Genomic DNA, 22,894 nt, shown 5'->3' on the forward strand with positions numbered 1-22,894 from the left:
GTCGCGGGCAGTTAACCGCAGGTGCCGGCTACGGGGTGGAATCCGGAAGTCTGCTGGAATGAGGTTGAACGGCGACCCTTGGGATCAATCTGCTGGACGAGCAGTCTCGACAATTCGCTTCAGGCTCTCAAGATTTGTTCGCATTGCCGCGTTCGAAGAAGCTGGACGCAAGCGGCGCGAGAAGTGCCATCGGCCCGGGAAGCCCTTTCCCGGTAATCGAAGCCTCGAAGTGGAGATGCGTCCTGTGGCCCGTCGGCGCCAGCCGAAAGGGGTAGGTGAATGGTGTCGGCCCGCTCAAGCTGGACAAAGTCAGTAGTGCATCGACTTCGAACTCGGTGATCTCCACGATGTTTGCGAGGAGCTGCCCGGCACTGCTTTGCCGGCGAGCATCCGCTGCTCAGCCTGAACGTGCCAGCGCTGAATTCCGGAACAAGGGTGCGATTTTGCCGTTGAGCCAGAAACTGGAAGCGACCCGCATGTCCGAATTGCCGAATGAAGAGATCGAAGGGCGGCTGAACGCCCAGCGCGAGACTCTGGCGCTGGTCGTTGCGCTGCTTGCCAGCAAGGATACGGCACCCGAGCGAATATGGGCCGAACTGGAGGCCCGTTTTCAGTTTCAGAACAGTCAGGAGGACCCTGGCGTCCTGCCAAGCCGCGCATTCGCCATCGAAGCTGCGAAGATGCGGGAGTTCAAGCTGATCGCCGAAGAGGCGCAGGCGCGCAATGCGGAATGGAACGGCAGGGACAAGCCCCAGGGCGCCAGCTGAAACCCCGGCGAGTGGATGCAGGACCGGCCATTTTACGATGACTGAGCAAGCGTCAGCTTTGCTGCAAAAGTGTACCTGCCAACTCCTGCCATTCCTCGTCAAGCGTTAAGGTCGACGGCGCCGCGTTGCTGCGGCGATACCAATATTCCGCATTCGACTGGTCGCCTTCCTTGCGGTGGAGATAGGCATGCACGTGCATGCCCGCCGTATCGTCGCGCTGCTGCGCGCACTCGTGCGCCTTGACCCAATCGCCCTTTGCATCCCACCACAGCGCCTGCAGGGCAGGGCTCAAGCCGGCTGGCGGCTGTGGTTTCGCAATCGAGTCTCTGAAGACTTGCAGATCCATTTTCCACCTTGGCGACGGTGCAGCCGCCGATAATAACCGCGCCGGCAGCCGACCGCTAGCGCGCATCGGGCGGTATGACCGGAATGGATGTCGGCAGCGCTGAGCGCGGACGGCCGATAACCGCGCGGCCGGAGGCTTGGTTCGATGAGGTGCATGAAATAGTGCGCACCATGATGCCTGAGACAACGAGGATGAGTAGCGAGCCGATGACAGCCTCCGACCAGCCGCGCCAATTCTACCACGGCACCCGGGCCGACCTTAAACCGGGAGACCTGATCGAAGCCGGCCACAGCGCCAACTACGGCGCGCGAAAGCAGGCAGCCTGGGTCTATCTAACCGGCACTCTGGATGATGGACCATCTCGAACGGCTGAGGGCACAAGGCATCGAGGCAATCGATTGATCGCTGAGTCCTGCGATTGCCAAGCTTGACCTGGCTGACGGTCGGCAGTCTCATTTCTGCGTCGCAGCCGCCGCAAAATACGGCTCCACGTCCGCAATGGGGCCGCGAGTTGTCGTTGCTTGCTGGCTGGAGAGCGGATGCTCCTTTTCATCTGGCCGCGAACGTGATGATCTCTGGGCTCGAAGGGCCAAGTGGGCTGCCGTCAAAGTCGCCGAATTGCTGTTCGATCCGTAGCCCCGCGTTCCCCAGCAGGCTCGATAAGGCGTCCGTCTCGAGGAATCGCAAGGTGCTGCGACTAACTTGCGGAAGGCTCGGATGCTTTCCGCCGAACCTGTGGGTGAATGTCACCGTCTGTCCATCGAACGGCACGATCACCTCTGTTGTGATCTGCACCAGCGACCCGTCAGGCAGCTCAACGACGACCGCATTTTCGGGTGTCCAGTGCTCCCACGCCCGCACCGAAGGGTTCCGCGTTTCGAACGCGAAGCATCCGCCTGGGACAAGGGCGTGTCGGACAGCCGCCATGAAATCCCTCAGGTCTTCGTCGCTGACAAGGGCCTGGAATGCGTGCCCCGTCATCACAATGAGATCAAATTCGGCTGTCCAGCCGGCCGATTGGAGATCGCCGAGAACCCATTCGATATCCGCGCGCGTTCGTGCGCGATTCAACACGACGGGTGCTGGGTCGATGCCGCAGAGCCGCCCTGAATGTCCGGCCAGGCGTGCCTCGTGAAGGAGGGTGCCCGTTCCACATCCGACATCAAGCACCGCGTCTGCTGTTAGAATGCGGGGCAGGTAGAAATCATAGTCGTCGCGCGCAGATCTCGGGTGCCAGGCATCGTAGACGGCAGCGAGATACGGGTCGGCGAAAAGCTGGTCGACCATAGGCGGTATTCCCAATCAACTTTGACTGTGCGAGCGGTGTCGCCGCGAGCATATAGCCCATAAGTCGCGTCGATCGTTACCGCACGACCTCGCGGTGGCCGCCGGGCAGGCGGGTGGCGATGAGCTTGTCGATGCGGCGGCCGTCGAGGTCGACGACCTCGAAGCGCCAGCCTTGCGCGTCGACGCATTCGCCGGTCGCCGGCAGATGGTGCAAATGCGACAGCACATAGCCGGCGACGGTTTCGTAATCGCGGTTCTCAGGCAGGTCGATGCCGAGGACCTCCGCCATCTCGTCGGCCTGCATGTAGCCGGCGAGCAGCCATGAGCCGTCCTCGCGCTTGACGGCGTTTTCCTCTTCGCCGGCATCGAGATCCGAACGGAAGACGCCGGTGATCGCTTCCAGTATGTCGGCCGGGGTGACGATGCCTTCGAAATGGCCGTATTCGTCATGCACCAGCGCCATCGGCACGTCGGATTCTTTCAGCGTCGCAAGCACGTCCAGCGCGTCGGCCTGGTCATGCACGATTGGCGCGGCGCGCACGTGCCGGCGCGGGTCGAGAGCGCGGCCGCCGAGCATTGCGGCCAGCACGTCGCGGGTCTGGACGACGCCGATCATGGCGTCGACGCCGCCGTCGCCGGCCGGCAGGCGCGAATGCTGGGTGTCCATCAGCAGCTTCCTGATGGCCGCCTCGTCGGATTGCAGATTGATCCAGTCGACTTCGGTGCGCGGCGTCATCACCGCGCGCACGGCACGGTCGCCGAGCCGCATGACGCCGGCGATCATCCGCCGTTCGTCGGATTCGATGGTGCCGTGGTGCTCGGCTTCGGCGACCAGCATCTTGATCTCCTCGTCGGTAACCTTATCCTCGCTCTGACCGCGCTGGCCAAGCAGCCACAGGAGGGCGCGGCCGGAAAAATCGAGCAGGAAGACCAGCGGCGCCGAGACGCTGGCGAGGATGGTCATTGCCGGGGCGACCCTGACGGCTACCCGTTCGGGGTCGCGCAATGCGATCTGCTTGGGCACCAGTTCGCCGATGATCAGCGAGCCATAGGTGATGAGGGCGACGACGATGCCGACGCCGAGCGGATCGGCGAGGCTTTCGCGGATGCCGGCCGACGCCAGGGAGGTGGCCAGCCGCTCGCCGAGCGTGGCGCCGGAAAAGGCGCCGGACAAGACGCCGACCAAAGTGATGCCGATCTGCACCGAGGACAGGAATTTTCCCGGATTGGCGCCGAGCGCCAGGGCCCGGCCGGCGCCCTTGACGTTGCGGTCGATCATCGTCTTGAGGCGCGCCGGCCGCGACGAGACGATGGCGAGCTCGGACATCGACAGAAGGCCGTTAATGCAGATGAGGACGACCACGATGGCAATTTCAGCATAAAGCATGCCGGGTCCATAGCATTGCCGCGCTGTTTTCGAAAATAGGACGGTCGCGCTTTTTAAATTTAGCGAGCCGGGCAATCAGGCGGCACTCCTGCCGCATCCCAGGACGGCGCGGCAAAATGCTCGATCAGGGCGTCGACGACGACGCGCACCTTTGGCGCGAGATTGCGTGTTACCGGCCAGATGGCATGCACCACGGTGTTTTCGACAAGACAGTCCGACAGAACCATTTCGAGCTCGCCGCGCCTGATGCTGTCGGCCGTCAGCCATGTCGGCAGATAGACGATGCCGCAGCCGGCCAGTACCGCATCGAGCATCGGTTCGCCGTGACCGAGCACCAGCCGCGCCTTGGGCGCGAATTTTTCGAGACGGCCGTCGGCATGCCTGACGGTCCAGGGATGGACCGTGCCGTCGCGGCCGTAGCCGATGAGGCTGTGCCTGGCCAGGTCCTCGATCGATTGCGGCCTGCCATGGGCGTCGAGATAGGCGGGGGCGGCGCAGACGCCCGAACGCTGGGCATAGATGCGGCGCGCGGCGAGCGACAAGCTGTCGTCGAGGTCGCCCATACGCACCGTCAGGTCGATGCCTTCCTCGATCAGGTCGACGCGCCGGTCGTTGAAGGAGATTTCCATCGTCAGATCCGGATATCTTTTGGAAATCTCGAACAGCACTGGGGCGACGCACCGGCGGCCGAAGGCCAGAGGCAGGTCGACACGAAGCCGGCCGGAAGGCACCTGCTTGCGGGAAGCGAGCAGCGACTGGGCGGCATCGATCTCGGCCAATGCCCTGACGCAGGCTTCGTAATAGCTCAGGCCCTCGCTGGTCGGGCTGAGGCTGCGGGTGGTGCGGTTGAGCAGGCGAACGCCTAATCGCTGTTCCAGCTGCGCGATCGACTTGCCGACCGCCGATTTGGTGACATGCAGCCGCGCGCCGGCGCCGGTGAAGCTTCCGGCCTCCACCGCGTGAACGAATGCGACGATGCCTTGCAAATTGGCCGATTCCAATGAAGCGCTCCTATTGTAGAGTTTTGCTCCTTAATCTGTTGCAGAACATGCCACATGGAAGCACTTTTCTCCATAGTGAAACGGCGTAAATGTCTCGCGCAATCATCAACCACGGAGCGCGAACCAAATGAGCACCGAAAACAGATCCTGGCAGATGAACGGTTTCGGCCTGTCCAGGTTGAAGCCGGCTGATGGAAAGCTGCCCCAAGCCGGGCCGCATGATCTTCTGGTACGCGTCACTGCGGTATCGCTGAATTACAAGGACAGGATGATCGTCGATGGCGTGCTGATACCGGACCTCAGCTTTCCGTTCGTGCCGACATCGGACGCGGTAGGCGAAGTAGTCGCCATCGGCAGCGAAGTCAGCCGCTTCGGCATTGGGCAGCGCGTGCTCGGCCAGGTGATCGCCGACTGGCCGGACGGCGACGCCCCGCCGGTGCTGCACAAGCATACGCTTGGTTCGTCACTGCCCGGCATGCTGTCCGAGCATGTGCTTTTTCATGAGGATGCCGCCGTGGCGGCGCCGCCGTCGCTCAGCGACGTCGAGGCATCGACGCTGCCGATTGCGGCGCTGACGGCGTGGTTCGCGCTGGTCGAGGCGGCCAAGCCGATCCCGGGCGAAACCGTTCTCATCCAGGGCACCGGCGGCGTGTCGCTGTTTGCGCTGCAATTTGCCGCCGCCTTCGGCCTGCGCGCCATCGTCACCTCGAGCAGCGACGAGAAGCTCGAACGGGCGAAGGCGCTCGGCGCCTGGCAAGGGATAAACTATCGCAGCCGGCCGGCGTGGGACGAGGCCGCGCGTGAGCTGACAAACGGCGCCGGCGTCAGCCACGTGCTGGAAATGGTCGGCGGCGACAATGCGCGACGCTCGCTCAACGCGCTGGGCGCCGACGGCCGGCTTTCGGTGATCGGCCTTCTCGGCAGCATGGAACTCAATTTTCCGGTCCTGCCGTTCATACGCAACCGGATCGTCGTACAAGGCATATCGATCGGCCACCGCCGCGCTTTCGAGCGAATGAACCAGGCGATCGAGACGCTCGCGATCAAGCCGGTGATCGACAAGGTGTTTGGCTTCGACGAGGTGCCGCAGGCATTTGAGCGTCTGGAGACAGGACCGTTCGGCAAGATCGTGATCACCGTGCCCTGAGCCCGTCGGGACGAAATGGCTGTCAGACGGGAAGGCCGATTGCGCGCCTACGGCAGTTGCAACAGGACCCCGATGATGGCCCTGCCGTCGGTGAAATAGGGATCTCCTTCGCCGTTGCGCCCGGTCTTCGTGGCGCCGACGCCTGGTATCTCGCTGGTCGAGATCAGCATGCCGGCGGCGGAGAGGTCGTGCATCAGCCCGTCGCGCTCGGCGTCGACGTCGGGGCCGATATGATGGGTGATCGCGCCGGTGTCATGGCTGAGGCCGACGCCCCGGTCGAAGCTTGCCGAGCCGAGCCAGAGCGGCCGGCCGTCGTCTCCGGTCGCATCGGTCTGCCAGAAGCGGACGTGGTGGCGCCGGTCGGCGCTGTCGCCGACCGGCTTTTCGAAGGCTAGGTCCTGGGCGCGGCCTTCGAACAAAAGCCGGCTGACCGGCGCGTCGGGATAGGGGCGATTGAACAGCACGCTTTCGCCGATCTCGATGGCGGTCTTCAGCGTGATGGCGTCTGCCGTATCCCAACCGGCGACGGCAAAAGCATGGACAAGCTCCTTCTTGGTGCCGACAAGGCCGACATTGATCGGATCGCCCGGAATGCCTTGCGGCGTGTGCGTCACCATCTCGAATTGCTGATTGCGAAAATTGCGGTCCCGTAACGTCCAGAACTCAGGCGCGGCGAAATAGGCGAGCGAAAGATAAGCGGCACAGCATGCCACCAGCCAGGTCGTTGCACGTCGTCGAAGGCTCCGTTGGCTCAAGAGGCACCACCCAAGCGTCTGCGCACCATCTTAACCGGCGCAGCAAGTCTTGGGCAGGGGCTGCAATCAGCGGCAGGCGCGATAGCCGTTCTTGCGGTTCTTGATGTCGAAATGGAAATGGTTGCGGTGGTCGTAGTTGTAGCCGGGGCCGAGCACGGTGGTGAAATACTGGCAGCCGTCGGCGCGGACATTGTTGAGGAAGCCGCGCGTGCGGAAGGCGAACAGACCGGGCTTGCGGACGTCGATGTCGTCGCCATTGTTAAGCTCGATGCTCATCACGTCGAGCGCATTGCCCTTGCCGTGTTCCGACAAAACACCTTCGCCGGCAATCCTGCGGCAGGAATAGCTCGAGCCCTGGTGGATGGTCTTGACGCCTGAGAAATAGCGCCAGCGGGCCGACGGCACGAGTTCGTTCCTGGTCCAGCCGGCAAAGCTGGCGGCCATGTCGCAGGTCAGCGTCGCGGCCGGCTTCATCTCGACGCTGCCGATGGCCGAGACCTTGACCGGATAGTCGATGCCGCACTGGCCTTCATGGATCGGCGCAACATCGGTGTAGACGACGCCGAGGCGTTTCAATTCCTTGCGGCAATCGATCTCTGTGGCCGGCATCTGTTCGGCCGGCGACATCGGGTTGTCTAGGCGCGGATAGGCGGCGGTCATATAGGGGTTGGACGGGACGAGGCGCTGCATACCCGAATATTGCGGCCCGGAATCTTGCGCGCCGGAATATTGCGGGTCCGAATTGGGCGGGACGGCAGCGGTCTGGCTGCCGACATCGACGGCCGGCTGCAGCGACAGCACGCTGCCGGTATTGCAGGCTGAGACCGCCGCCACGGCAAGCAGGGCGGCAAGCCTTCCGGCCATGCGCGCGCATTCTATGTGCCGCGCAGCGGCAAGCGCAGCGCGAAATAGCCCGGCCATCGGAAGGGTTCCTGTCCCCAGATGGCACAGACTCTAAACCTGAAGAGTAAAGGAAAAATCAGCGGCGCCGTTCACGCCTGCGGCCAAATTGCGGCGCCCAGTACCGGCGGCCGGCGTCATTGGCAAAACGTGCCGCCATTGCGGCGCGGCTCGAGGTCGAAATGGAGATGCAGCGAATGATCGGCATCGCTGCCGGGACCAAGCACGGTCTTGAACGGCCCGCAGGCCGCCTTGCGCACTGTGTCCAGGAATTTCGCGTCCTTTTCCGGCGGCGTTGGCCCGACATCGATCTCCTTGCCGTCGGAAAGCGTGAAGCTGGCGATGTCGAGCGCGTTGCCGAAGGCGTGCTCCGACAGTTTGCCGCCGGCGTGGCGCGGCCGGCAGACGAAGGCGGAGGCCTGGCCGATCGATTTGATATCCATGCCGAACTCGGCCTTTGCGGCAGGCTGGATGACCGAAGCAGCAAAGCGTGCGGCCGCTTCCGCCATCTGGCAATTGAGCTCTGGGTCCGGGCCGATGGCGATGGATTTGCCGAGCGTCTTCAGCACGATCGGGTAGGGGATCGAGCAACCGACCGCCGTATCATGCTCGGGCTTGCGCTCCTCGAAATCGACGCCCATCGACTTCAGCCGCCTGCGGCAGGCCAACTCCTCCGGCGGCATTTCTTTCCCGGCAATGGCGACCGATCGAGGATCTGGAAGGATTTTTTGCTCCGCCTTCTCGTCTGCCTCGGCGGGGTTTGGTGGCGCGACCGATGGGTTTGCCGGCGGCTCGGCCTGCGCCGGCTTTTCAGGCGGCTGCGGCGCGATCGCCGGCGGCTCCGGCTGCTCGGTCTTGGACTGGCCATTTTGGGGCTGATCGTTTTGAGGCTGACCGTTTTTGGGCCGCTCAGCCTCCGGAGCGGGGCGTGGTTCGGGGACCGGGATCTCGGTTGGGGATGGCGAGGTGGCTTCCCGGTTGAGCTGGGGAACCGGTGCGGTTTGCGGTAGTTCGGGCGCCTTGGCTAATGCAGGTCCCGCCAGCAGCGACGCCGCCGCAACGGCGAGCATCAGTCTGCACAATCCGGAAAAACCAAACGCCGCCATCAGCTCGCAACGGCCAGAATGCAGGGAAGTTGCCTTGGACGAAGGTTCGAGGCGATCACAATCGGTAACCGCGCCGTCACGCGCCGATCGCTTCCAGGCCTTCCTCGAGCCAGTCCGCCAGCAGCGGCATGCCGAGCAGATATTTTGCCGTGCGCTTGTTGGCGCGCTCGCGGGCGGCGGACAGCGCGTCCGTCCATTCCGTCGCGTCATAGTCGCCGCGGCCGACCCAGGCCAACGCAATCAGTTCGGCCGCTTCGTCGACATTGAGATCGTCGATAAGCTCGCGCAATTCTTCTTCGGTGAGATCTTCGGAGCTTTCCTCGGCAAGGCCGTCATGATGGTGGTTGTCGTGCGCGTTGCCGTCGAGCTCTACCTCGTGCTCGGCGCCGTCGGCATAGTCTTCGTTGACGGCGGCGCTGAGCGCCTTCGCCTTCAGGATGAACAGGCGCACGGTGTCGGGACCGATCGAAAGCTCCCAGTCTCGTTCAACGCGTTGCTGCACCGGCCGTCTCCCTGCTTCGTGCTCGGTCGGCCCGATGATAGCGGATTTGCAGCGCTCGTCACGTTATCTTGCGCGGCGGCGTTGATCGTGAAGCATGATTTCCGATGCCCTCTCTTCCCGGGATAAGATGGCCTTGCTGGGAGAGATCGCGGTTTTGAGATAGGATGGCATTTTCCGGGGGACGAAACGGCTCCGGCCGGTCGTTAGTGTTGCATTGTCAGGTTCAAAGGAGAGTTCGATGCGCAGACGATTGCTGATTTACGCCATGGCCATCGCCGCCCTGCCGCTGATTGCGGCTCCGGCGTTTTCGGCTGGTGAAGGCGGGGGAGGTGGTGGCGGCGGCGGCGGCAATGGCGGCGGCGGCCAGAGCCAGTGCAAGAAGGGGCAGGCCTGGGACAAGAAGCAGAAGAAATGTGTCTCGCCGAAGCAAGGCATGTTGGATGACGACAGCATCTATGATGCCGGTCGCGCGCTGGCGATGGATGGACGCTACGACGAGGCGATCGCCGTGCTCAGCCTCGCCGCCAACAAGCAGGACCCGCGCATCCTCAACTATCTCGGCTATTCGCACCGCCATTCCGGCCGCGTCACCGTCGGCCTCGGCTATTACGAGGAAGCGCTGCGCATGGACCCGAATTACACGCTGGTGCGCGAATATCTCGGCGAGGCGCACCTGCAGATCGGCGATCTTGCCGGCGCCCAGGAACAGCTCCGCGAGATCGAGAAGCGCACGGGCAAGGGGTCTCGCGAATACGGCATGCTGTCGGAGCAGATCGATCACTTCATGAGGAGCTGATCCGCCTTCCGGAACGCTGCTCATAACCGGCTGCGAGCGATCGCAGCCGGTTTTTTGCTGTGCTCACATGCTGCTCCGAACTGGAATTTGGCATCACGGTACACGTGATGCGCTCCTTGACGTTAGGTCAGCCGCGCAATCGGTGGATGATTTTTCAAAAACCGACTTTTTGGACGTGAAAAACCCGCGAAGATTGCTATATCTTGCAAGATTGTGGTGAGACGGTTCCGTTAGCGAGGCTGCCGGACCGTTTTCTTTTTGTACCATCGACAAGGTCGCTCCCGATTGCGGGGGCGGCGGCAGGAAAGGTCAGGCATTATGAACAAGGTCCCGATGACAGGCGAGGGGTTCGCGTCATTGAAGGAAGAACTGCGCTGGCGCCAGCAACAGGAGCGGCCGCGTATCATCGAGGCGATTTCCGAAGCGCGCTCGCATGGCGACCTCTCCGAAAATGCCGAATATCACGCGGCAAAAGAGGCACAGAGCCTCAATGAGGGCCGGGTCAACGAGCTCGAGGACCTGATCGCGCGGGCCGAGGTGATCGATGTCACCAAGCTCAGCGGCGACAAGGTCAAATTCGGCGCCACCGTGGTGCTGGTCGACGAGGATACCGAGGAGAAAAAGACCTACCAGATCGTCGGCGACCAGGAAGCGGACGTGAAATCCGGCCGCATCTCGATCTCCTCGCCGATCGCGCGCGCGCTGATCGGCAAGGAAGTCGGCGACGCCATCGAGGTCAACGCACCGGGCGGCGCCAGGGGCTACGAGATCGTCCAGGTGCAATTTATCTAGGGGATTGGCGCTGCTCTGCCTTCTCCCCCTGTGGGAGAAGGTGGCCTCGCGAAGCGAGGTCGGATGAGGGGTGTTCCAGCTTGGCTCCCTCCGCACTCCGTCCAACACCCCTCATCCGTCTCGGCGATTCGCGCCGATCCACCTTCTCCCACAAGGGGAGAAGGGAAGGGGCAGCGCTGACCTTTCCGATTGAATTGATTGAGCAATTCAGCGGTCACCGGCCTGACCAAGCGTCTGGCGCTCCACAAGCCTCTCGGCTTCCGCCATCACCTCCGGCGGCGTGACGCTGTGACCGGGCCTGGCCAGCAGCGTCGATGAGAATGGTCCGCGCGGACCGGTCAGGCCGGGCTCGGTAGCGAGGAATATCGCCACCGTCGGCAGGCCGAAAGCGCTGGCGAGATGGGTCAGGCCGGTGTCGGCGCCGATGACCAGCGTCGAGCCGCCGATGACAGCGGCTATCTCGGCAAGCGGCGACCTGGCGACCACCACGGTTTGCGAAACGGCGCCGGCGATCGCTTCGGCAGCCGCCTGTTCCCGATCGTTCGACCAGGTGGTGACCGGCGTCATCCCCTTGTCCACCAGCAGACGGGCGGTTTCGATCCAGTCCGCGACCGGCCATTTCTTGTCCTCGCGGCTGGTGCCATGCAGCAGGAAGGCGGTCTTTTCACCGACAAGAATGGATCTTCCGGCCGGCGGCGCGATGCCGGAGTCAAGCCGGGAAAGATCCGGCTCGTAGCCGAGCGCCAGCCCGAACAGGCGTCTCGTGCGCTCGATGGCATGCAGGCCGCGCGGCACGGGATACCGGTGGTCGTAGAACAAGGTCGCCGACGGCTCCCGAGCGCTCGACCGATCGAAACCGGCGATCGGCGCTGCCGCCAGCCGCGCCACCAGCGCCGATTTCAGCAAGCCTTGCCCATCGAGAACGAGGTCGTAGCGGCAATCGCGCAAGGCGCGGCGCAAGCCGATCACTTCCCGCCATGTGCCGGGCTCGAGCAGCTTCCTGCGCCAGCGCCGGATCGCCACGCTGTGGATGGTTTGGATGGCTGGATGCAGCGCCACGATGCCGGCAAAGGCCTCTTCGACACACCAGTCGAAGGAGATATCCGGCCGAGCGCGGCGCGCGTCCTCGATCGCCGGGAAGGTGTGGATGACGTCGCCCATGGACGATGTCTTGACGATCAGCACTTTCATGCGGCGGCCGGCATTTCCAGCAGCCGCTCCGCCGCCGCCACGACGCGTTCGACCTCCAGCGTCTTCAGGCAGTTGAGATGACCGAGTGGGCAGGTCTTCTTGTGGCAGGGCGAACAGGACAGGCCGAGCCAGACCAGTTCGCGGCGCTCGGCGAGCGGCGGCGTGTTCTGCGGCGAGGTCGAGCCGTAGACGGCGACGACCGGCGTGCCGACGGCGGCGGCGACATGCATCAGCCCGCTGTCGTTGGAGACGGCGAGCCTCGCCGCGGCGATCAGGTCGATGGCATCCTCGAGCCGCGTCTGGCCGGCAAGCTCGACGGCGCCCGGGGCCAGCGCGGCGATTTCCGCCGTCACCCCGGCGTCGTTCTTCGATCCGAACAGTGCCACGCCAAACCCTTTCGCCATCATCTCGCGGGCGAGCCCGGCATAGTGTTCGCTCGGCCAGCGCTTGGCCGGACCGAATTCGGCGCCGGGCATGACTGCCACGAATTTCCCCGCCGTCAGCCCGAAACGGCTGAGCAGTGCCGCCTGGCTGGCTTGATCGACGGCGAGCTTCGGCGCCTGGAAGGCGCCACCACGGGCAAGGCTGAAATAGGCCTGCGCGGTGCGCCGTTTCAGGCGATCGGGCAAGGGCACGATGTCGGTCAGCAGCCCGTAGCGCATTTCCTTGAGATGGCCGACGCGGCGCGGAATGCCGGCAAAGAACGGGATCAGCGCCGATTTCCAGCTTCCCGGCAGGACAAAGGCCATGTCGTAGCGGCCGCGCAGCAGCCGGCCGAAGCGCCTTCGGATGCGGAATTCGAACGTGCCGGATTGCAGCGGCAGGTCGATCTGCTGGCGGATTTCGGGCATGCGCTTGACCAGCGGCGCTGCCCACGCCGGCGCCAGCACGTCGATGGCGGCATCCGGATGAAGCTCCCTCAGCGCCTGGAACAGGCACTGCGCCATCACCATGTCGCCCACCCAGCGTGGGCCGATCACGAGGATCGTTGGGCTTTCAGCCATTCGACATAGTCTCTGACGCCGGTTTCCACTGTGCGGAACTGGCCATTGTAACCGGCTGCGCGCAAGCGGGACATATCAGCTTGCGTAAAGCTCTGGTAGCTGCCCTTGAGGTGGTCGGGAAACTCGATGAATTCGATCTGGCCCTTGCCGAGCGTATCGATCACCGTCTCGGCAATGGCGCGGAACGGCTGGGCCTTGCCTGTGCCGCAGTTGAAGATGCCGCTGGAACCGCGTTTCCACAGCCACAGATTGACGTCGGCGACATCGCCGACATGGATGAAGTCGCGGCTCTGCTCGCCCGGCCCGAAACCGCCATAGGCGCCGAACAGCTTGGGATTCTGCCCTTGCTCGACCTGGTTGAACAGATGGAAGGCGACAGAGGCCATGGCGCCCTTATGCGCCTCGCGCGGTCCATAGACGTTGAAATAACGCAGGCCCGCGACCGGCGAGTGATCGGTATCGAAAACGGTGCGGCGGACATAGTCGTCAAACAGTTTTTTCGAATAGGCATAGACGTTCAGCGGCCGTTCGCATTGCGGCTCCTCGCGGAACTCGGCGCCGCTGCCATAGACCGAAGCGGACGAGGCATAGAGGAAGGGCAAGCGCAGGGCCAGGCAGGCGTGCAGCAGGCGCTTCGAATAGGCGTAGTTGACCTCCATCATGAACTTGCCGTTCCATTCGGTGGTGGTCGAGCAGGCGCCCTGGTGGAAGACGGCCTCGATGCGGCCGAGGTCACCGGCCTCCATCCGCGCCAGAAAATCGTCCTTGTCGAGATAGTCGGCGATCTCGAGATCGGCGAGGTTTGCGATCTTGTGGCCGTCGGTGAGGTCGTCGACGACGAGGATGTCGCTGAAACCCTCGGCGTTGAGCGCGGCGACGATGTTGGAACCGATCATGCCGGCGCCGCCCGTGACGATGATCATGAAAGCCTCTGGTACCTTGTGCCGGTTGTAGCCCTTGTGGGATTCTGGCCTTATAGGGGAGGCGGGCCGGGCTGTCGACAAAGCAGGTGGCGGGGCGGCCGGATGAGCGCCATAGTGGCGCCGCAAAGGTCACGTTTCAGTCGGCGTGCCGGCCGATCGGCGACAGGAGCAAGGTAATGCCGTCAACCGAACTGCTTGTCGCCTTTTTCGCCACCACGGCGATCTTCGCCTATATCCCCGGCCCCGCCATGCTCTATGCCGCCGCGCAAACCATGGCGCGCGGCCGCTGGTCCGGGCTGATGGCGGCGCTTGGCATCCATCTTGGCGGCTACGTTCATGTCTTCGCCGCCGCCGTCGGCCTGTCGGTGCTTTTCCATGCCGTGCCGGTGCTTTACATGGCGGTCAAGCTGGTCGGTGCGCTGTATCTGGTCTGGCTCGGTGTTTCGCTGTTTCGCGCCAAGGCGCAAGGCGAGGTTGTCTTGCCGGGAATTCAGCCGAAATCCGCCCGCCGCGCCTTTTTCGAGAGCATTGCCGTCGAGGTGCTCAACCCGAAAACGGCGATTTTCTTCATGGCGTTCCTGCCGCAATTCATCGATGCCTCGGCAGCGTTTCCGGTCTGGCTGCAGTTCGTCGTGCTTGGAACGATCGTCAATTTGATGTTCTCGTCGGCCGACATTGTTTGCGTGATGCTGGCCGGCGCGGTGATCGCCAGGCTGCGGCAGTCGAGCCGGGCGCAGCGCCTGATGCGGCGCGCCGGCGGTGCGGTGCTTGTCGGACTGGGCGTGCATGTCGCGTTGCAGAAAAGCTGACGCACTGTCTCGCCGCGGCGATCGGTCGAAGGCCCGCCGTTGCGTCGGCTGAAATTGCGGTATATCGGCATCGCCATGAACGGCCGGCCCTGCCAATCGAATTTCCCGTCACTGAAAATCGGCCCTCCCGCGCGTTGACATGATCAAGCTGCCCTCTCCCGAACCTCTTCACCGCGCCATCTCGCGTTTCGGCGGCGTCACCGTGCTGGTGGTCGGCGATTTCATCCTCGACCGTTTCGTCAACGGCGTGATCGAGCGCATTTCGCCGGAAGCGCCGATCCCCGTGCTGCACGGGCGCGGCGAAACGCTGGCGATGGGCGGCGCCGGCAATGTCGTCGCCAACATCGTTTCGCTCGGCGCTGCCGTGATACCGGTCTCGGTGATCGGCGCTGACGAGGCCGGCAAGAACCTCATGCGCATGCTCGGCGAATTTCGCGTCGACACCGGCGGGCTGGCGCAGGATGCCGATCGCATGACGTCGTCCAAGAGCCGCTTCAGCGCGCTCAACCAGCAGGTGCTGCGTTTCGACGAAGAGGAAATCAAGCCGCTGGGCGATGCCGAGCGCGCGACATTGGTCGGGCATTTTCGCGAAGCGCTGGCACGCGCCGACATCGTCATTCTGTCCGACTATGGCAAGGGCGTGCTGCTCGACGGCGTCGCCGGCGAGCTGATCTCGATCTGTCGGGAAGCGGGCAAGCCGGTGCTGGTCGACCCGAAGGGCCGCGACTATGCGCGTTATGCCGGCGCGACGGCAATCACGCCCAATCGCAAGGAACTCGGCGAGGCGGTCGGCCGCGCAGTGTTTGCCGACGACGAAATCGAGGCGGCGGCACGCCAGCTGATTTCGGCGCACGGTTTCGATTTCGTCGTCGCGACGCGCAGCGAAAAGGGCATGAGCGTCGTCGGTGCGGACGACGCCCGCCATATCGCCACGCAGGCGCGCGAAGTGTTCGACGTTTCGGGCGCCGGCGACACGGTAATCGCGACCTTCGCGCTGGCTCTTGCAGCAGGGGCTGATCGTGTCATGGCCGGATCGATCGCCAACGCCGCCGGCGGTGTTGTCGTCGGCAAGCGCGGCACGGCGCGGCTGACGATCGAGGAGCTCACCGGTGCGCTGTTTGCCTCGCATGGTCCGGTCGCCCACTTGGATGCGATCCTCGATGCCGCCGCCGCCGCGCGGCTGGTGGCGGGCTGGAAAGACGAGGGCTTGAGCGTCGGCTTCACCAATGGCTGTTTCGATATCCTGCATGCCGGCCATGTCAGCCTGTTGCATGCGGCGCGCAGCCAGTGCGACCGGCTGGTGCTCGGCCTCAACAGCGATGCCTCGGTGCGCCGGCTGAAAGGGCCGGGGCGCCCGGTCAACGACCAGCATGACCGGGCCTGCGTGCTGGCAGCACTTGCCTCGGTCGACGCCGTCGTCATCTTCGAGGAGGATACGCCGCTTTCGCTGATCGAGGCGCTGAGCCCCGACATACTGGTCAAGGGCGCCGACTATACGGTCGATCAGGTGGTTGGCGCCGATGTCGTGCAGAAGGCCGGCGGGCGCGTCGTGCTGGTCGACCTCGTCGCCGGCAAGAGCACGACCGGCACTATCGGCAGATTGCGCGCCGGGAACTGAGGGTTTCATGTCCGAACTGAACGATTACCTGGCCCGCTCGGCGGCCGCGATTTCGGCGATGGTCGAGCGCGACCTGACCAGCGAGATGGAGCGAGCGGTCAGCGCCGTCGTCGCCGCGCTTTCACAGGGCAGGGCGCTGCTGATAGCAGGCAATGGTGGTTCGGCCAGCGACGCCATCCATATCGCCGGCGAGCTGGTCGGCCGCTTCCTCAGGGAGCGCAAGGCCTACAACGTCATCGCGCTGCCGGCCAACGCGGCGGTGTTGACCGCCTGGGGCAATGATTACGGCTTCGACACGGTGTTTGCGCGCCAGGTCGAGGCGCATGGTTCGGCGGGCGCCGTGCTGCTCGCCATCTCGACCAGCGGCAATTCGCCAAGCATCCTCGCCGCCGCCCAACAAGCGCGCATGATGGGCATGACGGTGATCAGCCTGACCGGCGACACCGGCGGCAAGCTGAAGCCGCTCTCGGACATCCTGCTCAACGTACCCTCGACCTCGACGCCGATCATCCAGCAGGGGCATTTGTGCCTCTACCACCATTTGTGCGAAATGGTCGAAACGCGCCTCTGCGACGCAGGGTGATCCTCGAACTCTCAGGACCTGGGTTCCTCGCCCTCCGCGAAGCGGGGGAGAGGTGGCGGCGAAGCGGCCGGAGAGGGGGCTTCGTAGAGCGCGGTTCCCCTCGCCGTCTCGGCTTCGCCGAGCCACCTCTCCCCACTTTCGTGGGGCGAGGAACCCAAGCTGGAATGAAGCCAATCTTCAACGCTGAAGGCAATTTTGTTCTTGCTTTGTGCCGGCAGCTATGCTACTAATTTCGGTATGGTGATGATTCCACCGACGATCCCGCCGGCCGAGGCGGGTTTTTTGTTTCCGGTTTTTTGTTTCGCAGCCGCTTTGCCTGCTCTCTTAAGCCGAAAACGCCACCAGCCCTTCGTCTTTGACCCGGCGGATGGTCAGCGCGGTTCGCACCGTATCGACATTGGGGGCCGAGGCCAGTTCCTCGATGACGAAGGTCTGGAAGGTGCCGAGATCGCTCGCCACGCAATGCAGCAGGAAATCGGACTCGCCCGACACCATCCAGGCGTCGCGCACGATCGGCCAGCCGCGGGTGCGCTCGGCGAAGGTCTTGAGTTCGGCGTCGGCCTGGTGATGCAGGCCGATCAGGCAGAAGGCGACGACGTCGAGGCCGAGCGCCGGAGCGTTGAGCAAAGCGCGGTAACCGCGGATGATGCCGGCCTCTTCCAGCCTCCTGACGCGGCGCAGGCACGGCGGCGCCGAAATGCCGACGCGGCCCGACAGTTCGACATTGGTCATGCGTCCGTCCTGCTGAAGCTCGCGCAGGATCTTCCAGTCGATGGCATCGAGATCGGCCTTGATCGGCATGGTGGCTTCCGTGGTGACGCGAAAGAATCTTTCGCGACTTTGTAATTAAACGACTTTGCTGTCTATTCCATCCGCTGGATCGAGGATTTTCGCATCATCTTGCTGCGGGTTGCTTGTCGCTGTCGCCGGCGCCGAAGCTTTCCGGGGACGAACGGCAACTTGCCTTGCTGGCGTCGCAGGCAACACTTACATTACGCGCAACAATCGACGAGAGTTCATGCCACAATCCATGGCTGCTCCCCGCAGAGGTTTTTCATGATCACCAAGCACGCGCCTGTTCTCATCATCGGCTCCGGCCCCGCCGGCTATACGGCGGCGATCTATGCCGCCCGCGCCATGCTCAAGCCGATGCTGGTCGCCGGCCTGCAGCAGGGCGGGCAACTGATGATCACCACCGATGTCGAAAACTATCCGGGCTTCGCCGAACCGATCCAGGGTCCATGGCTGATGAGCGAGATGCTCAGGCAGGCCGAGCATGTCGGCACCGACATCGTCAACGACATCATCACCGAGGTCGACCTCAACGTGCGGCCGTTCCGCGCCAAGGGCGATTCCGGCACGATCTATACCGCCGACGCGCTGATCATCGCCACCGGAGCCCAGGCGAAATGGCTGGGCATTCCGAGCGAACACACCTTCATGGGTTTTGGCGTCTCGGCCTGCGCCACCTGCGACGGCTTCTTCTACCGCGGCAAGGACGTCGCGGTGATCGGCGGCGGCAATTCGGCGGTGGAGGAAGCGCTCTATCTCTCCAACCTGGCCAAGAGCGTCACCGTCATCCACAGGCGCAGCGATTTCCGCGCCGAGCGCATCCTGCGCGAGCGGCTGCTGCGGAAAGACAATGTCCGCATCATCTGGGACACGGTGGTCGACGAGATCACCGGCAGGCCCGGCAAGGCGCCGCTGCCGCCGTCGGTCGAAGGGCTGAAGCTGCGCAACGTGGTGACCGGGCAGGAGATGCATCTGGTGGTCGACGGCGTGTTCGTGGCGATCGGCCACGCGCCGGCGGTCGAGCTGTTTGCCGGCAAGCTGAAGCAGAAGCCGAACGGCTATCTGTGGACGGCGCCGGATTCGACCCGCACCGATATGCCGGGTGTGTTCGCCGCCGGCGACGTGACCGACGACATCTACCGCCAGGCGGTGACGGCGGCCGGTCTCGGCTGCATGGCCGCGCTCGAGGCGGAAAAATATCTGGCGGGGATCGAGGTTCACCGCGAAGCGGCGGAGTGATTGTTCGATAAGCGGCTGAGAAAAGCCGCGCAAAAGCCTGATTTTTCATTCAGACGCCGAAAACAGGCGGACGCCAGAAAACAGGACGAGGGGAAATCATGGCGTTGGATTGGGACAAGCTACGCGTGTTTCACGCCGCGGCGGAAGCGGGGTCGTTCACCCATGCCGCGGAAACACTGCATTTGTCGCAATCGGCGATCTCGCGGCAGGTCAGCGCGCTCGAGCATGACGTCGGCGTGCCGCTGTTCAATCGCCATGCCCGCGGCCTGGTGCTGACCGAGCAGGGCGAGATGCTGTTCCGCACGGCGCACGACGTGCTGATGAAGCTCGAAACCATCAAGTCGCGACTGACCGAAACCAAGGACCGGCCCTCCGGCGTGCTCAGGGTGACGACCACGGTCGGCCTCGGCGCTGGCTGGCTGACAGAGCGCGTGCAGGAATTCATCGAGCTCTATCCCGAGGTCAGCCTGCAGCTCATCCTGGCCAATGAGGAGCTCGATCTCACGATGCGCCAGGCCGACTGCGCCATCCGGCTGCGCCAGCCGCAGCAGCCGGACCTCATCCAGCGCCGCCTGTTCACCGTGCATTTCCATCTCTACGCGGCGCCATCCTATGTAAACAAATACGGCAAGCCGAATTCGATCGCCGAGCTGAAAACCCATCGCATCGTCACCTTCGGCGTGCCGGTGCCGGCGCATCTGTCGGAACTGAACTGGCTGGAGACGGTCGGCGATTTCGAAGGCGGGCAAAGGGTGCCGACGCTGCAGATCAACGACATATTGTCGATCAAGCGGGCGGTGCAGGGCGGCGCCGGCATCGCCATGCTGCCGGATTACGTGGTCAGCAAGGATTCCGGACTGGTGCAGTTGCTGCCCGAGACCGAAGTGCCGTCCTTCGATACCTATTTCGCCTATCCCGATGCGATGAAGAACCAGGCGAAGCTGCATGTCTTCCGCGATTTCATCATCGCCAAGGCGCGCAGCTGGTCGTTCTGATTTAATGCATGTCGCGCAAAAGTGCGCAGCGGTTTTGCGATAACGACATGCATCAAACAAGAACCTAAAGCGCGTCGCATGAGGTCGGTCGAACGCAACGCGCTTTAGGAACGCGTATCCGCCAGCGTGCTGGCGCCATAGCGCAAACCGTCGACCAGCAGGGCAACCATGCGCCGCGCCTGGGCTGGGCCGCCGCCATGTGCCGGCATGGCAAGGCTGGCGGCCGCCCCCAACAGGTCGCCCGGCTCGATATCGGCGCGCACCTCGCCGGCCGCGGCCGCCGCCTCCAGCAATGTTTGAAGCGCGGGCCGGAGCCGTTGGTTGAAATAGGCAGGCAAAGTGTCGAATGCCGGATTGCCTGAGTACAAGGCTGCCGCGAGGCCGCGTTTTGCCGTGATGAAATCCACATAGCGCTGCATCCACAGGGCCAGCGCTTCACCGGGCTCATGCTTTCCGGCCAGGATCGGCGCGGCGTCCGCACAGGCGTCGACCTCGTTGCGGAAGACGGCCACGATCAGGTCCGAGCGCTGTGGAAAATGGCGGTAGACGGTGCCGACGCCGACGCCAGCCTTTTCCGCGATCTCTCGCACCGGAGCCTCCACGCCGGAGGTCGCGAACACCGCCATGGCCGCCCGGAGCAACGCGTCGATGTTGCGCCGTGCGTCGGCGCGCACGTGGCGATCCGCGCGGTCGCGGGGTGCCAGACCATCGCCTTGATCCGTTTTGCCGTTCGGCGTTTTTTCGCCCATCAAATTACCTCTTGCAAACGGAACCTTGTTCCGGATATATGTGGAACGTGGTTCCGTTTGACTTGTATCTAGCACGGCAAAGCGGTGTTTGCCACACATCGGTGCACAAAAGGAGATTACCATGCAGGACAAACCCGTCGCCCTGGTCACCGGGGCCAACAAGGGCATCGGTCTTCAGATCGCCAAGGACCTCGCGGCGAACGGCCTTACCGTGCTCGTAGGATCGCGCAGGCTCGAGCATGCCGAGGCAGCCGCAAATAGTATCGGAGAGGATGCCCACGCCCTGCAGCTCGACGTCACCGATCAGGCGTCGATCGCCGCCGCGGCAGAGCGCATCCGCATCGAACTCGGCCGCCTCGACGTGCTGGTGAACAATGCCGGCATCTCCCATGCGGGAAAGCCGGGCAGGCCGCTCGAGGAGATCATCAATTCGGGCCGCCCGAGCATTGCCTCCCTCGACGACGTACGCGCGGTATTCGAGACGAACGTGTTTGGCATCGTCGCCGTCACGCAAGCGATGCTGCGGCTCCTTCGTGAGGCGCCGGCGGCGCGTATCGTCAACGTATCGAGCGGCGCCGGCTCGCTGACATTGAACGCGGATCCGGCCTTTCCGTACCGCACGTCGTTTGGCGCCGTCTACAACCCGTCGAAGACGGCCGTCAACGCGATGACGCTCGCCTTCGCCATCGAGCTCGAGGAGACCGGCATCAAGGTCAACGCTGCGTGCCCGGGCTACACCGCGACGGAGCTCAACAACTTCGAAGGTCCGCGCACCGTCGAAGAGGCCGCGCGGGAGCCCGTGCGCCTCGCGCTTCTCGACGCGAACGGTCCGACGGGCACGTTCTCGAACGAGGACGGCCCGCTGCCGTGGTGACGTTGCCTTGGAGCCTGCTTCAGCCGCGCCAAGGTGTCAGGCGGGGCAGCCAGCCTGGTACGGCACGGCGGTAGGCCTCGTATTCGTCGCCGTAGCGGCGGGCAAGCGTCGGTTCCTCGTATAGTCTCACGAAGGAGATCATGGCGGCCGCGGCGATGACTAGATAGGCGGCGACCGTCCAGCTCGAAAACAGCAGTGCCTGGCCGAGGACGATCGACAGCACGGCGACGTACATCGGATTGCGGACATGGCGGTAGATGCCGCCGACGACCAGCCTCTCGGTCGGCGCGACCGGGGCGGGCGTACCCCGACCCTCCAGGGCAAACCGGGCAAAGGCGTGCAGCAGTATGGCTGTGCCGGCGACAACCAGCAGCCAGCCCACAGGAACGAAACCGGGCAGTCTCGACCAGGGCAGGCGATAGCGATCGGTCAGCAGCCAAGGCAACAGTCCGGCGACCACGCCGGGCGCTACAGCAAGGAAGATGACGCTGCCGGCGATCGCCGAAGTGGCTCGCATATAGCTCTCCTTACGGGCGCGGCCTTGAACGGTCTCCTGCAACGCGCTTCAGGTCTTGTCCGGCACGTAACCCAAGCCGCTGCACCCTCAGGTCAAGCTCGATGGCGGGCTTTTGGGCGGTATGCACCAGCAAGGTCTGGCTGCCGAAAAAACAAACGCGTGCTGCACGATTCCACGTCATCCTGCGTTTTTCGATTTTCCGAGCAGGAATCGCTGCTGATTCGCGGCCGTGGATCGATTTTTGCCTTGCCGCAGGCTGTATTTCAGCGATTCAACTGGTCCTATTGCGCTTCGGGACGGATTAGACCACAGCCGGCGCCTTTTTGCATGTGAGTGTTGCAAAATAGATGCTTGTTTCTTGGGCATGAAGAGCACATATATAGATCATCTCCTGAGCGCGTTCTCCTCCCATTAGCGCTCTCGAGTGTTCCCCTCTGGAGGTTAGCCTTAACAGGCACTTCCAATCAAACTCAGCCGGGTCTTCATTGATCCGGCTTTTTTGTTGCCCGAAACCAACACATCGCCAGAAAATCGGCCGGAACGGTCGCGTAACAGTGACATGTAACCTCGGGTAACATGCCGCGGGCGCGCCAAATCGATTAAGCAGAGCATAGGACGCGGTGTGGCTCGTCCGGGGGATGGGGGCATCACTCGGACGACCCGGGCTCAGGCAGCTACCGCGTCCGAACCTTCCTCCGCCAAAACACCGGCGGCAAGCATGCGGCGGACCTGCCGTTTCGCCTCCCACGAAGACGGTCCGCAAGAAACGGGGCCCCGGGGCAACCGGGGGCGGGTTGGGTTTTGGCCCAAGGGG

At 63.7% G+C, this 22,894-nt stretch carries 26 protein-coding genes; 12 read left to right on the forward strand and 14 right to left on the reverse strand.

Features of this window, described 5'->3' with window-relative positions; genetic code table 11:
• The first annotated feature begins 275 nt into the window (after positions 1 to 275).
• Entirely contained in the window at positions 276 to 767 is a 492-nt protein-coding gene (locus tag NKH90_RS15040) for a hypothetical protein (RefSeq protein WP_352819947.1), read from the forward strand.
• A 52-nt stretch (positions 768 to 819) separates the two neighbouring features.
• Here the strand turns inward: NKH90_RS15040 and NKH90_RS15045 are convergent, their stop codons facing one another.
• On the reverse strand, positions 820 to 1,113 hold the full coding sequence (locus NKH90_RS15045) for a hypothetical protein (RefSeq protein WP_352775083.1): 294 nt from the start codon (positions 1,111 to 1,113) through the stop codon (positions 820 to 822).
• 206 nt (positions 1,114 to 1,319) lie between these two features.
• On the opposite strand from NKH90_RS15045, the gene NKH90_RS15050 reads away from it, so the two are divergent.
• On the forward strand, positions 1,320 to 1,544 hold the full coding sequence (locus NKH90_RS15050) for an NAD(+)--rifampin ADP-ribosyltransferase (protein WP_352469830.1): 225 nt from the start codon (positions 1,320 to 1,322) through the stop codon (positions 1,542 to 1,544).
• A 118-nt stretch (positions 1,545 to 1,662) separates the two neighbouring features.
• On the opposite strand, the gene NKH90_RS15055 is transcribed toward NKH90_RS15050, so the two are convergent.
• The 3 genes from NKH90_RS15055 to NKH90_RS15065 all read right to left on the reverse strand — a co-directional run bounded on the left by NKH90_RS15055 (position 1,663) and on the right by NKH90_RS15065 (position 4,788).
• On the reverse strand, positions 1,663 to 2,400 hold the full coding sequence (locus NKH90_RS15055) for a class I SAM-dependent DNA methyltransferase (protein ID WP_352819948.1): 738 nt from the start codon (positions 2,398 to 2,400) through the stop codon (positions 1,663 to 1,665).
• 76 nt (positions 2,401 to 2,476) lie between these two features.
• Positions 2,477 to 3,787: a hemolysin family protein gene (locus NKH90_RS15060; protein WP_352775078.1), complete on the reverse strand. Its 1,311-nt coding sequence runs from the start codon at positions 3,785 to 3,787 to the stop codon at positions 2,477 to 2,479.
• Between the two features lie 59 nt (positions 3,788 to 3,846).
• A complete protein-coding gene (locus tag NKH90_RS15065) occupies positions 3,847 to 4,788 on the reverse strand; it encodes a LysR family transcriptional regulator (protein WP_352819949.1) in 942 nt (313 codons plus the stop codon).
• Between the two features lie 127 nt (positions 4,789 to 4,915).
• On the opposite strand from NKH90_RS15065, the gene NKH90_RS15070 reads away from it, so the two are divergent.
• A complete protein-coding gene (locus NKH90_RS15070) occupies positions 4,916 to 5,935 on the forward strand; it encodes a zinc-dependent alcohol dehydrogenase family protein (protein ID WP_352816108.1) in 1,020 nt (339 codons plus the stop codon).
• A 47-nt stretch (positions 5,936 to 5,982) separates the two neighbouring features.
• On the opposite strand, the gene NKH90_RS15075 is transcribed toward NKH90_RS15070, so the two are convergent.
• The 4 genes from NKH90_RS15075 to NKH90_RS15090 form a co-directional block, all read right to left on the reverse strand.
• Entirely contained in the window at positions 5,983 to 6,690 is a 708-nt protein-coding gene (locus tag NKH90_RS15075) for an LssY C-terminal domain-containing protein (protein ID WP_352819950.1), read from the reverse strand.
• A gap of 66 nt (positions 6,691 to 6,756) precedes the next feature.
• Positions 6,757 to 7,611 carry an extensin-like domain-containing protein gene (locus NKH90_RS15080; RefSeq protein ID WP_352819951.1) on the reverse strand — a complete coding sequence of 285 codons (855 nt, stop codon included), beginning with the start codon at positions 7,609 to 7,611 and terminating at the stop codon, positions 6,757 to 6,759.
• Between the two features lie 116 nt (positions 7,612 to 7,727).
• Entirely contained in the window at positions 7,728 to 8,660 is a 933-nt protein-coding gene (locus tag NKH90_RS15085) for an extensin-like domain-containing protein (protein ID WP_352819952.1), read from the reverse strand.
• 112 nt (positions 8,661 to 8,772) lie between these two features.
• The gene (locus NKH90_RS15090) at positions 8,773 to 9,198 is read right to left on the reverse strand and encodes a DUF3775 domain-containing protein (protein WP_023678354.1); all 426 of its coding nucleotides are present in this window, start codon (positions 9,196 to 9,198) and stop codon (positions 8,773 to 8,775) included.
• Between the two features lie 238 nt (positions 9,199 to 9,436).
• On the opposite strand from NKH90_RS15090, the gene NKH90_RS15095 reads away from it, so the two are divergent.
• A complete protein-coding gene (locus NKH90_RS15095) occupies positions 9,437 to 9,994 on the forward strand; it encodes a tetratricopeptide repeat protein (RefSeq protein ID WP_352816115.1) in 558 nt (185 codons plus the stop codon).
• Positions 9,995 to 10,312: 318 nt separating this feature from the next.
• On the forward strand, positions 10,313 to 10,786 hold the full coding sequence (greA, locus tag NKH90_RS15100) for a transcription elongation factor GreA (RefSeq protein WP_023719113.1): 474 nt from the start codon (positions 10,313 to 10,315) through the stop codon (positions 10,784 to 10,786).
• Between the two features lie 207 nt (positions 10,787 to 10,993).
• Here the strand turns inward: greA and waaC are convergent, their stop codons facing one another.
• From waaC to rfaD, 3 genes are read right to left on the reverse strand one after another with little or no spacing between them, the layout of a single operon-like run.
• Entirely contained in the window at positions 10,994 to 11,977 is a 984-nt protein-coding gene (gene waaC, locus NKH90_RS15105; RefSeq protein WP_352819953.1) for a lipopolysaccharide heptosyltransferase I, read from the reverse strand.
• Positions 11,974 to 12,981 (reverse strand): lipopolysaccharide heptosyltransferase II, encoded by a 1,008-nt coding sequence (gene waaF / locus NKH90_RS15110; RefSeq protein ID WP_352819954.1) that lies wholly within the window; start codon positions 12,979 to 12,981, stop codon positions 11,974 to 11,976. The genes waaC and waaF overlap by 4 nt, the downstream gene beginning before the upstream one ends.
• Complete coding sequence (gene rfaD, locus NKH90_RS15115; protein WP_352819955.1) at positions 12,954 to 13,904, reverse strand: ADP-glyceromanno-heptose 6-epimerase; 951 nt, start codon at positions 13,902 to 13,904, stop codon at positions 12,954 to 12,956. The genes waaF and rfaD overlap by 28 nt, the downstream gene beginning before the upstream one ends.
• A 176-nt stretch (positions 13,905 to 14,080) precedes the next feature.
• Here rfaD and NKH90_RS15120 point away from each other — a divergent pair, with 176 nt between their 5' ends.
• From NKH90_RS15120 to NKH90_RS15130, 3 genes are all read left to right on the forward strand, one after another.
• Positions 14,081 to 14,713, forward strand: a complete 633-nt coding sequence (locus tag NKH90_RS15120; RefSeq protein WP_352819956.1) for a LysE family translocator — start codon at positions 14,081 to 14,083, stop codon at positions 14,711 to 14,713.
• Between the two features lie 139 nt (positions 14,714 to 14,852).
• Positions 14,853 to 16,331 carry a D-glycero-beta-D-manno-heptose-7-phosphate kinase gene (gene rfaE1, locus NKH90_RS15125; RefSeq protein WP_352819957.1) on the forward strand — a complete coding sequence of 493 codons (1,479 nt, stop codon included), beginning with the start codon at positions 14,853 to 14,855 and terminating at the stop codon, positions 16,329 to 16,331.
• 7 nt (positions 16,332 to 16,338) lie between these two features.
• Complete coding sequence (locus NKH90_RS15130; protein WP_352819958.1) at positions 16,339 to 16,914, forward strand: D-sedoheptulose-7-phosphate isomerase; 576 nt, start codon at positions 16,339 to 16,341, stop codon at positions 16,912 to 16,914.
• Between the two features lie 324 nt (positions 16,915 to 17,238).
• Here the strand turns inward: NKH90_RS15130 and NKH90_RS15135 are convergent, their stop codons facing one another.
• Positions 17,239 to 17,715 carry an Lrp/AsnC family transcriptional regulator gene (locus NKH90_RS15135; RefSeq protein ID WP_352469300.1) on the reverse strand — a complete coding sequence of 159 codons (477 nt, stop codon included), beginning with the start codon at positions 17,713 to 17,715 and terminating at the stop codon, positions 17,239 to 17,241.
• Positions 17,716 to 17,970: 255 nt separating this feature from the next.
• Between NKH90_RS15135 and trxB the strand changes: the two genes are divergently transcribed.
• Together trxB and NKH90_RS15145 are read left to right on the forward strand one after the other, a co-directional pair.
• Positions 17,971 to 18,945 (forward strand): thioredoxin-disulfide reductase, encoded by a 975-nt coding sequence (gene trxB, locus NKH90_RS15140; protein WP_352469805.1) that lies wholly within the window; start codon positions 17,971 to 17,973, stop codon positions 18,943 to 18,945.
• Between the two features lie 98 nt (positions 18,946 to 19,043).
• A complete protein-coding gene (locus tag NKH90_RS15145) occupies positions 19,044 to 19,940 on the forward strand; it encodes a LysR family transcriptional regulator (protein ID WP_023678345.1) in 897 nt (298 codons plus the stop codon).
• A 104-nt stretch (positions 19,941 to 20,044) separates the two neighbouring features.
• On the opposite strand, the gene NKH90_RS15150 is transcribed toward NKH90_RS15145, so the two are convergent.
• A complete protein-coding gene (locus NKH90_RS15150) occupies positions 20,045 to 20,689 on the reverse strand; it encodes a TetR/AcrR family transcriptional regulator (protein ID WP_352819959.1) in 645 nt (214 codons plus the stop codon).
• 121 nt (positions 20,690 to 20,810) lie between these two features.
• Here NKH90_RS15150 and NKH90_RS15155 point away from each other — a divergent pair, with 121 nt between their 5' ends.
• Positions 20,811 to 21,563, forward strand: a complete 753-nt coding sequence (locus tag NKH90_RS15155) for an SDR family oxidoreductase (protein WP_352819960.1) — start codon at positions 20,811 to 20,813, stop codon at positions 21,561 to 21,563.
• Between the two features lie 19 nt (positions 21,564 to 21,582).
• Here the strand turns inward: NKH90_RS15155 and NKH90_RS15160 are convergent, their stop codons facing one another.
• Entirely contained in the window at positions 21,583 to 22,080 is a 498-nt protein-coding gene (locus NKH90_RS15160) for a methyltransferase family protein (RefSeq protein ID WP_352541068.1), read from the reverse strand.
• Positions 22,081 to 22,181: 101 nt separating this feature from the next.
• On the opposite strand from NKH90_RS15160, the gene NKH90_RS15165 reads away from it, so the two are divergent.
• Positions 22,182 to 22,385, forward strand: a complete 204-nt coding sequence (locus NKH90_RS15165) for a hypothetical protein (protein WP_352819961.1) — start codon at positions 22,182 to 22,184, stop codon at positions 22,383 to 22,385.
• The last annotated feature ends 509 nt before the right edge of the window (positions 22,386 to 22,894 follow it).

The organism is Mesorhizobium sp. M0898, assembly GCF_040319695.1.
Lineage (GTDB): Bacteria > Pseudomonadota > Alphaproteobacteria > Rhizobiales > Rhizobiaceae > Mesorhizobium.